This window comes from Aeromonas sp. AE23HZ002T15 (assembly GCF_054165525.2).
The window spans coordinates 257819-271106 of the sequence record NZ_CM201342.1; the positions used below are offsets into that span (position 1 = coordinate 257819).

Here is a 13288-nt window from a genome sequence, read left to right on the forward strand (position 1 = left end):
GATCAATCCCTCAAGGATGCATTCAACTCTTCACCGAGGGCCCGCACGACATTGTCCACGGTCTCGGCGATCTCTTTCTCCTCCAGGGTGCGCTGGGCGTCTTGCAACACCAGGCTGATAGCCAGACTCTTCTTGTTCTCGGCCATACCAGCACCCTGATATACGTCGAACAAGTTTATTCCAACTAACTGATTTCCGCCAACTTTTTTAATTACTGCCAGGACATCACCGGCCAGAACTTGACTGTCTACCACCACGGCGATGTCGCGACGGTTCGCCGGGAAGCGGGAAACCTCGGTCGCAACCGGCACCTTGGCCGGGATCAGCTTGTCCAGTTCCAGCTCGAACATGATGGCCCGGGACTTGAGACCCAGCTTCTTGTCGAGGCTCGGGTGGATGACACCGATGTGACCGATGACGACGCCATTGCGCAGTATGGCCGCGCTCTGGCCCGGGTGCAGGGCGCTGTGCTCGGTACGCTCGAAGCTGAAGGTCGCGCCCTCGGCGGTCAGATCCAGCACCGCTTCCAGATCCCCTTTCAGATCAAAGAAGTCGCTGCCGCGGCTCTTGATGTCCCAGTGCTCGTCGCTCTGGTTGCCGGTGATGATGCCGGCCAGCATGGGCTCCTGACGGATGCCGTTCTCGGCATTGGCATCCTTGATGAAGCGCAGGCCCTGCTCGAACAGACGCACCCGGCCCTGCTGACGATTCTGGTTGTAGACCACGGCCTGTACCAGACCCGGGAACAGGGAGACCCGCATGGCGGACATCTCGACCGAGATGGGGTTCGGCAGCACTATGGCATCGCTCTGGGGGAACAGGGTCTGCTGGGCCTTGGGATCCACGAAGCTGTAGGTGATGGCTTCCTGGAAGCCGCGATCCACCAGCAGGTCGCGCACCCGCTTGAGGGTCACCTGGCCTTCCGCCTGCTCCACCATGGCCAGGGAGGCGGCCGGTTTCAGGTTCGGGATGTTGTTGTAGCCGTAGATGCGGGCCACTTCCTCGATGAGATCTTCCTCGATGGCGATGTCGAAACGCCAGGAGGGCGCCAGAGCGGTCCAACCATCGGCCTCTGTGGTCACCTGCATGCCGAGGCGGGTCAGGATCTCGAGCACCTGGGCGTCCGGCACGCTGATGCCGATCACCTTGTCGAGCTTGGCACGGCGCAGCTTGATGGGGGCGGCCTTCGGCAGATGGGCGTCGGACTTGACCTCGATGACGGGACCCACTTCCCCGCCGCAGATATCCAGCAGCAGACGGGTGGCTCTGTCCATCACCTTGGCTTGCAGCTCGGGATCCACCCCGCGCTCGAAGCGGTGGGAAGAATCGGTGTGCAGACCATAGGCACGGGCACGGCCGGTGATGGAGAGGGGCGCGAAGAAGGCGCACTCCAGCAGGATATCGGTGGTGCTCTCGGACACGCCGGTACGCTCACCGCCGAAGATGCCGGCCATGCAGGCAGGGCCCTTGGCGTCGGCGATAACGAGGGTGGTCTCTTTGAGTTTGACCTCGTTGCCGTCCAGCAGGGTCATGGGCTCGTCCGCACGGGCGCGGCGCACCACCAGTTCCCCTTCCAGCTTGGCCAGATCGAAGGCATGCATCGGCTGACCGTATTCCAGCAGCAGGAAGTTGGTGATGTCGACGATGGCGTCGATGGAGCGAATGCCGCCACGGCGCAGCTTCTCTTGCATCCAGAGCGGGCTCTGGGCCTTCAAGTTCAAGCCCTTGATGACGCGGCCGAGGTAGCGCGGGCAATCTGCCGGCGCCTCGACCCGGATGGGGAAGCTGGCGTCTATGGTGGCCGCGGCCGGGATCCAGCTCGGCTCCACCACGTCGGCGCTGTTGAGCACGCCGATCTCGCGGGCAAGCCCCGCGATGCCGAGGCAGTCGGCGCGGTTCGGCGTCAAGTCCACGTCGATGGCGACGTCGTTGAGGTTCAGGTATTCACGGATATCGGTGCCGATGGGGGCATCGCCTGGCAGCTCGATGATGCCGTCCGCTTCCACCTCGATGCCGAGCTCGCTGAAGGAGCAGAGCATGCCGTGGGAGGGCTGGCCACGCAGCTTGGCCTTCTTGATGGTGAAGTCACCCGGCAGGGTCGCACCCACCTTGGCCACGCACACTTTCAGGCCGGTGCGGCAGTTCGGCGCGCCGCAGACGATGTCCAGCAGCTCGGCCTCGCCCACGTTGACCTTGGTCACCCGCAGTTTGTCGGCGTCCGGGTGCTGGGCGCACTCGACCACTTCACCGACCACCACGTTGTTGAACTGACCGGCGACCGCCTCGATGGCGTCGACTTCCAGACCGGCCATGGTGATCTGTTCGGCCAGTGCGTTATCACTCAACTCGGTGCGGACCCACTCCATCACCCAGGATTTACTGAATTTCATGTTCTCTCGCCCTTACTTGAACTGCTTGAGGAAACGCAGGTCGTTTTCGAAGAAGGCACGCAGGTCGTTGACCCCGTAACGCAGCATGGTCAGGCGCTCGACGCCCATGCCGAAGGCAAAGCCGGAGTATTTTTCCGGATCGATACCGACCGAACGCAGCACGTTCGGGTGCACCATGCCGCAGCCCAGCACTTCCAGCCACTTGCCGTTCTTGCCCATCACGTCCACTTCGGCACTCGGCTCGGTGAACGGGAAGTAGGAGGGACGGAAGCGGATGGTGAGATCTTCCTCGAAGTAGTTGCGCAGGAAGTCGTGCAGTATCCCCTTCAGCTCGGTGAAGCTGGCATGTTCGTCGACCAGCAGGCCTTCGACCTGGTGGAACATGGGGGTGTGGGTCATGTCGTAGTCGTTACGATAGACGCGGCCCGGCGCTATGATGCGGATGGGCGGCTGCTGATGCTCCATGGTACGGATCTGCACGCCCGAGGTGTGGGTGCGCAGCATCAGGTCCGGGTTGAAGTAGAAGGTGTCGTGATCGGTGCGGGCCGGGTGATGAGCCGGGATGTTCAGGGCATCGAAGTTGTGGAAGCCATCTTCGATCTCGGGACCGCGCTCCACTTTGAAGCCCATCTCGCCAAACAGGCGCTCTATGCGCTCTATGGTGCGGGTCACAGGGTGCAGGCCACCGTTTTCGATGCGACGACCCGGCAGGCTGATGTCGATGGTCTCGGCCGCCAGCTTCTGGTTCAGCACGGCGGCTTCCAGGGCTTCACGGCACGCGTTCAGGGCATCCTGAACCTGCTGCTTGGCCTGGTTGATCACGGCCCCCGCGGCGGGGCGCTCCTCGGCGGAGAGGGCGCCGAGGCCCTTCATCTGCTCGGTAAAAAAGCCTTTTTTACCCAGATATTTGACCCGGATCTCGTCGAGGGTCGCGATGTCGCTCACGCCCTCAATTTCGGCCTTGGCCTGGCCGACTACTTCTTCAAGCTGTTGCATGTCTTCCTCGTCACCACTCCCGGAACAGGAGCCTTTAGGCTAAATAAGGTCAAGAGGGGGATAATACAAAAAAAGGCCGTCCGCTGACCATAGTTAAGGTGGGCTTTTCTCCCGAGAAATCATTTTGTTATGACCAGGGACAAGGCACTCCCCTCCCCCGGATCCCACAAGTCTAGTCATCCCCTCCCTCACCGTCTGATAGACAGGCTAAAAATTCAAAGCCAAATCAATGTGATGGAGATCATGTCATCGCACTTGGCTCCCTACCATCCCTGATCCTGGGCTGGGGAACCGGTTTTTCGGCTCACCCCTGCGGCCCCTTGCCAACCCGCGCCATGACCACTGAAACAAAAAAGGCGTGGTCTGCTGACCACGCCTTGGGTGAGTGCCTGATACGCAGACCCTATCAGGGGGTCACGATGTTGAACCAGAACTCGAAGTTGTCGAGATAACCCAGCACTTCCTTGAGTTTGTCGCTGCTGCCGGTGATCTTCACATCCCCCGCCGCAACGGCCTTCTCCAGGGTTGTTTGCTTCAAGATCAGGTTGTTCAGGGTATCCCGCGACAGGGTAATGGTGGTGTCGGCGTTGCTGGCCTCGGCATTGGCCGTGTGGTTCAGCACCCCGTTCTCCAGCTCCACCTTGTACTTGCCGCCGGTGTCGCCGAAGTCGAAGTTCAGCACCGCCTTCGCATCCCCGGACTTGGGTCCGTTCAGGCGCACCGCCAGATAGTCGAAGAACATGTCGAGCGACATGGCCCGCACCGTGTCCGGGCTCGCCGTGTTCGGGGTTGGCAACTGGGTCACGCCGCTGCGCAGCTCCTTGGCACCGGTCAGGTAGAAGTTGCGCCACGGGCCGGATTCCGCCTGATAACCCATCTGCTCCAGGGCATCGGCTTCGAGCTCCTTGGCCGCCTTGTTGCTGGGATCCGCGAACACCACGTGTTTCACCACCTGGGCGACCCAGCGGTACTCACCCTTGTCGTAGGAGGCCTTGGCCTTTTTCAGCACCTCGTCGGCGCCACCCATGAACTCGACGTATTTCTTGGCCGACTCGACCGGTGACAACTCGTTCAGGGTCGCCGGGTTGCCGTCGAACCAGCCCAGATAGAGCACATAGGTGGCCTTCACGTTGTGGCTGATGGAGCCGTAGTAGCCGCGGTTGGCCCAGGTGTTGGCCAGGGTGTCCGGCAGCTTGAACTGCTCGGCGATCTCGTCACGGGTGTAACCCATGTTGGCCAGGCGCAGGGTCTCGTCGTTGATATAGCGATAGAGGTCGCGCTGGGACTTGAGCAGGGTGGTGACCTCCTTGTTGCCCCAGGTTGGCCAGTGGTGCTGGGCAAACATCACCTCGGCCTTGTCACCCCACATGGAGAGCGCCTGGTTCAGGTACTTGGACCAGGGCAGCGGCTCGCGGATCTTGGCGCCGCGCAGGGAATAGGTGTTGTGCAGGGTGTGGGTCGCATCCTCGGCGGCGGAGATGGCCTTCTTCTCCTCGATGTACCAGAGCATCTCGGACGGAGCCTCCGAGCCCGGCGCCATCATGAACTCATAGGTCAGCCCGTCGATGACCTCTTTCTGGCCGGTCTTGGTGATGATGTCGGTGGGGGCGATCAGGGTCACAGTCCCCGCCGAGGTGGTGGTGCCGAGGCCGGCACCGACCTGGCCCTTTTCGTCCGCCGGCAGCAGGTTACCATACATGTAGCTGGCGCGGCGGCTCATGACGTTGCCCGCCATGATGTTCTCGGCAACCGCGGCTTCCATGAAGCCCTCCGGTGCGTAGATCTTCACCTTGCCGGCCTTCACGTCGGCCTCGTCGACCACACCGCGCACGCCGCCGTAGTGATCCACGTGGCTGTGGGTGTAGATCACGGCCTTGACCGGTTTCTTGCCCTGATGCTCGTAGTAGAGATCCAGGGCTATCTTGGCAGTCTCCGCAGAGACCAGGGGATCCACCAGGGTGAGCCCCTCCTTGCCCTCTATGATGGTCATGTTGGACAAGTCCAGGTTACGCACCTGGTAGATGCCATCCGTCACCTTGAACAGGCCGCTGATGTTGATCAGCTGGGACTGGCGCCAGAGGCTGGGGTTGACGGTGGCGGGGGCCTTCTCCCCCTCCTTGATGAAGCCGTACTTCTGTGGATCCCAGATGAGGTTACCCGCCTCCCCCTTGATGGGGGCCGACGGCAGGGCGGCAATGAAGCCCTTGTTGGCATTCTCGAAGTCGGTCTTGTCCGCAAACGGCAACTCTGTCAGCAGCTTGTCGTTGGCGGCCTGAGTGGCGGCCGCGGCCTCCTTGCGCAGATCCTCCGCCGCCAGGCTCGGCAGGGACAGGCTAGTCACCAAGCCAGCCAACACCAGTTTGACGAAAAGGGGTTTCATTTTTCTTTGCATGGGTTTCATGTGCACTCCCTGTTGTAAACGTTTGTTTTTCTCTGGGCATAAATACTCTAGCCGATCCAGACTCACTCGATATTGTTTTTTAATCAACTATTTACAGATAAAACAGTAGGTTGTTTTATGTACGAAACGTAAAGGGTAGCTGACAACGCGAAAGCCGTGGTCAAAGAGGGAGAAAACGGATCAGGGAGGCGGGAAAGCCAACCAGCATAGGGGCTGGCGTGGATTGGAGCATGGGAGTGCAGAGGGAATGCGCGAGATCGAGACAGGAAAGAGATCACCGAAATAGCCATCCGCTTGATCACCCCCACCACGACAAAAAATGTCATCGGTTTGCACCGATACAGATGAAAACCAAAAAAAGGAAGCCTAATCCTGTATTTATCGCTATGTAAGACAACGACTTAGATTTAAATCAGTGACTTGCCTATGACTGGTGGACACTGGAAAGTCCCTCTAACGACATAGGTTGGGGTAATAACTGCCTTGGGGAACATAGCCAGCATCAGCTGCAGATGGCCCAACACCGAGGAGATGGGCAGGCTCAAGCTCATCGAGACGCAGGGTGCCATCGACCTGCTGGCCGGCGACGACCTCACCCTGGCGAATCTGGGTAACATGAGCCAGACCACTGAGGGGGATCTGGTCTAGGTGTTGCGTCAACTGCGCCGGGCGGTCGCTGGCGAACTGCAACACCTAGAAACGCCCCGCTCTTGGGTGGGAACAGATAGCGTGAACATCTTCCGGCTGTTGCTGCAGTTGATGAAGGTGGTGGAACAGCTGGCCGCAGCCATATCCACGACAACGGGCCAGTAGCAGGGAACAGCGCAACCATGACCGAACAAAGCCAACAGGCCAAGCAGTTGGCCAGCCAGCTCTCTCCTATCATTGAATAAGGAGCACCTTGACGATCAACTTTGGAGAGCTTATCAAATTGATTTTAATGTGATTTTCAATAAATCAAACACTATGATTTTTTGTGCCATTTTTAATGCCCACTGTCATTAATGACAACCTTGTCAAAACCAACCCCCGAAAACTTGATCCATTCGAAGCCCACCCTCTAATCTCTTTTTCACGTGAAGCGGAAGTAGAGATGTAGCTACGCGGTATCCCCCTTAATTTTTATTCAGGAAAAGGAAATACCATGGAAAGCATCGCTATCGCAGCATCCCAGATCAACTGGAACGGCGGGCAACGTATCACCCTCAAAGCCGGTGATACCGCCACCTGCACCGTGTTGCGCCCGGAACAGCTGTACGGGATTTTTATCTATAATTCTGCCCAGAACGACAACAACGCTCTGGTGAACGTTGTCTGGAGTAACAGTCAACCTCCGTGCCAAATCACCGTTCCTGGCACGACAGCCAATGCCGGCCTGGCGTCTATGGGATTCGTGTCTGGCAGTGATACCCAAACCATTTCCGTATCTCTGCCCAGCAACAGCGGGATCGCTCAAGTCGACCTGTGGTTGGGAAGCGTCAGCATGCCGACCAATACCGCCGGTTTGAATAATCAGCCGCTGCAGGCCAATGGTGATCCCGTCCCCTTTAACAAGTACACCCGCTACTATGCAGTCCCGCCGTCAAAGTGGATGAACCTGACGATCGCGAGCTCCATCACTCAATTCATCTCTTGCCAATTCCGGCAAGACAAGGCGACCGTGTTCGTTGTCAACGAGACATCCAACGGTCTCCTCAAAGGGCAGATCACCAAGATGGGACCGACCGCCAGTGAAAGCGGTGCTGTGATGATCACAACGTCGCAAATCCAGAGCATTACCGAAAACCTGCAAGGGGACGGTTCGCAGTGGGTTTGGATGGATGCTGACAGCCAGCAAAACTCCCAGAGCGCGACCATTGCATTGCAGTCTCTCTGAGTTCTGTAGGCGTGTTCCAAATAGCAAAGGCCCCACGATATGGGGCCTTATTCTATCTGCCTAACGGTGCCTGGACATGGCCAGGGAAGTGTGCCGCATGAAGAGACACCGTCGGGCAGCGCTGCATCATACGTGAAGCCTATACACCCTCACAGCCCCCTGCCGCACCAATAAATTTTTTTGCAAAAGTGAATTACCGCAAAACCCCATGCCCAGACCCCGCCCCATCAAGGATCCGCAGGGCGTTGAGGATCTGCAAAGAAGGAGCTTTTTTGCGGGGTTTTACAGTTTGGTGGGACTTTGGATAGCTACGCTGGAAATGTAACTCATTGAATATATTGGGGATGGTGTACTTTACGCGAGCAGACGGATCATCAGTAAGGTTCTATGCCTCTGCCATGAAAACAAAGAACATTTTATTTTTCAATTTGATAGAAGGTGATAGACATAATCTGATAACTGAACTATTGAAGTCCAGTCTAGTCGCATTCCAACTACTGACTCACATTTGCATTCACCAAAGTATCGGTACAATAGCAGACATATTTGAAGCTCTAATGTCTTACGTAGGGATATATGAAGAAGAAAAAAGAAATCAACTGGGATTTTTGGCGTTGGTTAAGGCAACACCTAAAACAAGCACAAAATGCTCCTCAGCCAGAGGAGCCCAAAACCAAAATTGCCACATTCCTGACCTCGGTATTTGCAGCAATTCCAATCATAACCGCTGGTATCTACTTATCTGGGATGGCGTATCATTTTGGCGCATCTCTTGTCGATGGGTTAAATATTTTTGAGTTTCCGTGGCCTGCGGACCTGACCCTCGCCTGGGGATATATTCAATGGCTAGACGCCGGTAAGACCTATCTCAAGCCAGTGTTCTGGGGGATTGGTACCATTATACTAGTAACAGTAGTTCTATTTTTCTGCGTCGGAATACGGCTCAGATGGGCTTGGTATTGTCATCGCCTTTTTTCTATGCGTCTTCCAAAGGTAAAGAAATTTCTACGTAGAAGAGCACAAGTGCCAACACCTAGGCTCTTTATCTTCTTCATTTGGCTGAAAATTATCTATGATCGGTTTGCTATTTTGATCATACCAGCGCTGCTTGTTCTCTTACCTGCATTTTTTAGCTTCAATGAAGGGAGCAACTCTGCCCAAGCAAGGGCAAATAAGTTGGAAAACGGTCATTTGACTACCGAGGATGCCAAAGCATTATCGCCTCTTCTTAGCGGAAAGCCTCACATTCGTTTGATATGCAATAGTGTTCATTGCGCCTATAGGCTAAAAGGCGGAAAAGTACAGCTCATACGCCACGATCAGGTCGAACAGGTAACCTGGATCGTCTCCAAAGACACTACAGATAACTCGTCAAAAGAAAGCGGAGCAGAGAAATAACACAATGCAAAAAAGCTGTTTCTTTACTTCCTTCAACTGCTGACCAAAAAGAATGGAGCCTTCTTCTAGTTGTTTGCTACCTAGGTCAGTGAGCCGCCAACTCACGGAATAGGTCTGGCTTATCCTGGATAAGCCCCAACACTTTCGCAGCTAACCCAGTTGGATTGCGGCGCCGGGTTTCCCAGCTTTTGACTGTATCCACACTCGTTCCCAGCGCTTGGGCAAACTCTTGTTGTGAAACCTTGAGGGCCAGGCGAATGGCCTTGACGTCTGCGACCTCGTATTTGGTCCGTGCAGCAGGCTCTACGCGACCCTGCTTGATCTCGACAGCCTCTTCCAGGGAAGCCTTCAGTTCGTCAAACATATTCATCTCAAACCTCCCCTTTAAGTAACGTGGTCAATTTCTTCAGCTCTACCTTTTCTGCCGCAGTGAGGCTCTCTTTCTCACTCTTCGCATACACCAGTACCAGGTATGCCAAGAAGTAGATCACCCTGGCACTGCCGATTTTCCCTTGCTGGCCTGTTGCCATGCGAACTTTTCGCAACCCACCAGTCCCCTGGATCAGGTCGCCTTTCTCTGGCTGGGCAATCAGCTCGACTTGCAGTGCTCTGAGCTCATCGTCTGTCGCTAAGGCTTTTATCTGTCTGGTGAAGATAGACGTCTCAATAAATTCAATCGCGTGACTCACGCATCACTCACTCTGAGCATCCATGATGGCGTACATAGTACACCACCTCAGGTCTGTGAGGCAACATGGCCATTCCGGCTGTGTCCCACCCTTGTAGCCAATACACCCACCAAGCTCTCAGCCTACGATGGCATCGAGCAAAATAAATGGGGCAACATATGGACATTGAAAACAAAAAAGCCATATAAAACAGCTAATTAGAGATGCAAAAAAGGAGGCCGAAGCCTCCTTTTATCTTTCATAACAGAACCGGATTAAACCAGCGCTGCTTTAGCCTTTTCAACCAGGGCGGTGAAAGCCAGCTTGTCGTGAACGGCGATATCGGACAGGATCTTGCGATCGATCTCGATGGAAGCCTTCTTCAGACCGTTGATCAGACGGCTGTAGGACAGACCGTTCTGACGGGCAGCAGCGTTGATACGTGCGATCCACAGTTGACGGAACTGACGCTTCTTCTGACGACGGTCACGGTAGGCATACTGACCAGCTTTGGTTACCGCTTGTACCGCTACGCGGTAGACACGGGAACGGGCGCCGTAGTAACCCTTGGCGGCTTTCATTACTTTCTTGTGACGAGCGCGAGCGGTCACACCACGTTTAACTCTTGGCATTTTTCACATCCCCCTTATGCGTACGGCAGACAAGCGACAACACGTTTGTGGTCGGCAGCAGAAACCATGAACTTCGGCCCCAGCTTACGCTTACGCTTACTGCTCTTCTTGGTCAGGATGTGACGCAGGTGGTTGTGCTTGCACTTGAAGCGACCTGAGCCAGTCTTCTTGAAGCGCTTTGCGGCGCCCCGGTTGGTTTTCATCTTCGGCATTTCATACTCCGCATTGTGAGTGACAACAAAATCGCAAGGCGAACCGACTCATGGGACATGCCCATGAGTCAATTACTTGTGGGCCTTAAGATTTCTTCTTAGGTGCGAGAACCATCACAGCTTGACGGCCTTCGACTTTCGGGAACGATTCGACTACGGCCAACTCTTCCAGATCGTTCTTGACTCGCTCCAGTACCTTGATACCAAGGTCCTGGTGGGCCATTTCACGACCACGGAAGCGCAGGGTGACCTTAGCCTTGTCCCCGTCTTCCAGAAAGCGAACCAGGTTGCGTAGTTTTACCTGATAGTCGCCTTCGTCAGTGCCAGGACGGAATTTGATTTCCTTGACCTGGACGACTTTCTGCTTTTTCTTCTGTTCTTTGGTGGTCTTGCTCTTTTCGTAGAGGAATTTGCCGTAATCCATGATCCGGCAAACGGGCGGCTCAGCGTTAGGACTGATCTCGACCAGATCCACTCCGGCCTCGAGGGCCAAGTTCAGAGCATCCTGGATGGAGGTGATGCCAATGGCTTCACCATCCAGACCGGTCAGACGAACTTCTTTCAGACGGATCTCTTCATTGATCCGGTGAGCGCGGGCTTGCGGTTGCTTGCCCAGTTTTTTTCCGCCTTTTATAGCTTATTCCTCCACTTTCTTTTGTCCGCGGGTCTGAACTTCCTGGGTCAACAGAGCAATCAGCTCTTCAACAGGATAAGTCCCCAGGTCAGCCCCTTTACGAGTCCGTACTGCAATCTTGCCGGCTTCTACTTCTTTATCGCCGCAGACCAGCATGAAAGGCACTCGCTTCAAAGTATGCTCGCGGATTTTAAAGCCAATCTTCTCATTTCTCAAGTCCGCTTTTGCGCGAAGGCCCGCATCATTCAATGCCTTGGCTACTTTCACCGCATAATCGGCCTGAGCATCCGTGATATTCATGACCACGGCCTGGGTCGGTGCCAACCAGGTCGGGAACAGACCGGCGTACTCTTCGGTCAGGATCCCGATGAAGCGCTCCAAGGAACCCAGAATGGCACGGTGGATCATCACGGGGACGTGGCGCTCGTTGTCTTCGCCCACATAGGTGGCGCCAAGACGGCCCGGCAAGGCAAAATCGAGCTGCACGGTACCACACTGCCACGCACGATCAAGACAATCGTGCAGGGTGAATTCGATCTTGGGACCGTAGAAGGCACCCTCACCCGGCTGCAGATCGTACTTCAGGCCGTTCAGCACCAGGGCTTCGGCCAGGGCGGCCTCGGCGCGATCCCAGGCTTCATCGGAACCGATGCGCTGCTCGGGACGGGTGGAGAGCTTGACCACGATGTTCTCAAAGCCGAAGGTGCCGTAGACGTCGTAGACCATGCGGATACAGGCCGACACTTCTTCCATCACCTGTTCTTCGGTACAGAAGATGTGGGCATCATCCTGAGTGAAGCCACGCACCCGCATCAGGCCATGCAGGGAGCCGGACGGCTCGTTGCGATGGCAGGAGCCGAATTCGGCCATGCGCAGGGGCAGATCCCGGTAGGACTTCAGACCCTGGTTGAAGATCTGCACGTGACCCGGGCAGTTCATCGGCTTGATGGCGTACTCGCGGTTCTCGGACTGGGTGGTGAACATGGCCTGGGCATACTTCTCCCAGTGGCCAGAACGCTCCCACAGCACGCGATCCATCATGAAGGGGCCTTTCACCTCCTGATAGTCGTACTCCTTGAGCTTGCCGCGGATGAAGGTTTCCAGCTCACGGAAGATGGTCCAGCCGTCGTTGTGCCAGAACACCATGCCGGGAGCTTCTTCCTGCATGTGATAGAGATCGAGCTGCTTGCCAATCTTGCGGTGGTCGCGCTTGGCGGCCTCTTCCAGACGCTGCAGGTAAGACTTGAGCTGCTTCTTGTCGGCCCAGGCGGTGCCATAGATGCGCTGCAGCATCTTGTTGTTGGAGTCGCCGCGCCAGTAGGCACCGGACATCTTCTGCAACTTGAAGTGATGGCAGTGACGCATGTTCGGCACGTGCGGGCCGCGACACATGTCGACGTACTCTTCGTGATGATACAGACCGGGCTGGTCATCACGGGCAATGTTCTGATCCAGGATCTCGACCTTGTAGGACTCGCCACGGGCCTCGAACACGTCGCGAGCCTCCTGCCAGGAGACCTTCTTCTTGATGACGTCGTAATCCTTGGCGGCCAGCGCCAGCATGCGCTCTTCCAGGGCAGCCAGATCCTCGTCGGTCAGGGTGCGATCGAGATCGATGTCATAGTAGAAACCGTTGTCGATGACAGGACCTATGGCCATCTTGGTCTGGGGCCAGAGTTGCTTGATGGCATGACCCAGCAGGTGCGCACAGGAGTGGCGCAGGATATCCAGACCCTCTTCGTCTTTGGCGGTGATGATGGCAAGGGAAGCGTCGGCTTCGATCAGCTCGCAGGCATCCACCAGTTCACCGTTTACCCGACCGGCAATGCACGCCTTGGCGAGGCCCGGACCTATGTCCGCGGCGACGTCCATGACAGAAACGGCGTGGGCAAATTGACGTTGGCTGCCGTCAGGCAGAGTAATGATTGGCATGAGAAGTTTCCTTATACAGTGGTGACCCGTACCAAAGGCCACATGCAGATTGAAGAAGTCCTTTAAAATCAAGCCATTCACTTTGATGTTTCACCGTTCACAATACGGTTGGTACACGCCGTGATACGCACTTTGTTGCCGTGCGAGGC

General features: G+C 56.2%; 11 protein-coding genes. 2 read left to right on the forward strand and 9 right to left on the reverse strand.

Annotation, left to right across the window (positions count from 1 at the left end; genetic code table 11):
* Positions 1-2: 2 nt before the first annotated feature.
* The 3 genes from pheT to ACT5M9_RS01160 all read right to left on the reverse strand — a co-directional run bounded on the left by pheT (position 3) and on the right by ACT5M9_RS01160 (position 5766).
* The gene (pheT, locus tag ACT5M9_RS01150; RefSeq protein ID WP_457978554.1) at positions 3-2390 is read right to left on the reverse strand and encodes a phenylalanine--tRNA ligase subunit beta; all 2388 of its coding nucleotides are present in this window, start codon (positions 2388-2390) and stop codon (positions 3-5) included.
* A 12-nt stretch (positions 2391-2402) separates the two neighbouring features.
* Positions 2403-3386, reverse strand: coding sequence for a phenylalanine--tRNA ligase subunit alpha (pheS, locus tag ACT5M9_RS01155; protein WP_438550854.1), 984 nt, complete (start codon positions 3384-3386; stop codon positions 2403-2405).
* Between the two features lie 406 nt (positions 3387-3792).
* A complete protein-coding gene (locus ACT5M9_RS01160) occupies positions 3793-5766 on the reverse strand; it encodes an alkyl/aryl-sulfatase (RefSeq protein ID WP_438550853.1) in 1974 nt (657 codons plus the stop codon).
* A 1165-nt stretch (positions 5767-6931) separates the two neighbouring features.
* On the opposite strand from ACT5M9_RS01160, the gene ACT5M9_RS01165 reads away from it, so the two are divergent.
* A complete protein-coding gene (locus ACT5M9_RS01165; RefSeq protein WP_457978553.1) occupies positions 6932-7663 on the forward strand; it encodes a hypothetical protein in 732 nt (243 codons plus the stop codon).
* A gap of 576 nt (positions 7664-8239) precedes the next feature.
* The gene (locus ACT5M9_RS01170) at positions 8240-9061 is read left to right on the forward strand and encodes a hypothetical protein (protein WP_457978552.1); all 822 of its coding nucleotides are present in this window, start codon (positions 8240-8242) and stop codon (positions 9059-9061) included.
* A gap of 85 nt (positions 9062-9146) precedes the next feature.
* Here the strand turns inward: ACT5M9_RS01170 and nadS are convergent, their stop codons facing one another.
* From nadS to thrS, 6 genes are all read right to left on the reverse strand, one after another.
* The gene (gene nadS / locus ACT5M9_RS01175; protein ID WP_113995677.1) at positions 9147-9431 is read right to left on the reverse strand and encodes a NadS family protein; all 285 of its coding nucleotides are present in this window, start codon (positions 9429-9431) and stop codon (positions 9147-9149) included.
* 1 nt (position 9432) lies between these two features.
* Positions 9433-9750 carry a type II toxin-antitoxin system RelE/ParE family toxin gene (locus ACT5M9_RS01180; protein ID WP_457978550.1) on the reverse strand — a complete coding sequence of 106 codons (318 nt, stop codon included), beginning with the start codon at positions 9748-9750 and terminating at the stop codon, positions 9433-9435.
* A gap of 254 nt (positions 9751-10004) precedes the next feature.
* The gene (gene rplT, locus ACT5M9_RS01185; protein WP_005300683.1) at positions 10005-10361 is read right to left on the reverse strand and encodes a 50S ribosomal protein L20; all 357 of its coding nucleotides are present in this window, start codon (positions 10359-10361) and stop codon (positions 10005-10007) included.
* A 14-nt stretch (positions 10362-10375) separates the two neighbouring features.
* Positions 10376-10573, reverse strand: coding sequence for a 50S ribosomal protein L35 (gene rpmI / locus ACT5M9_RS01190; protein ID WP_005315535.1), 198 nt, complete (start codon positions 10571-10573; stop codon positions 10376-10378).
* A gap of 85 nt (positions 10574-10658) precedes the next feature.
* Positions 10659-11207 (reverse strand): translation initiation factor IF-3, encoded by a 549-nt coding sequence (gene infC / locus ACT5M9_RS01195; protein WP_026139078.1) that lies wholly within the window; start codon positions 11205-11207, stop codon positions 10659-10661.
* Between the two features lie 3 nt (positions 11208-11210).
* Positions 11211-13139 (reverse strand): threonine--tRNA ligase, encoded by a 1929-nt coding sequence (thrS, locus tag ACT5M9_RS01200; protein WP_457978547.1) that lies wholly within the window; start codon positions 13137-13139, stop codon positions 11211-11213.
* Positions 13140-13288 lie beyond the last annotated feature (149 nt).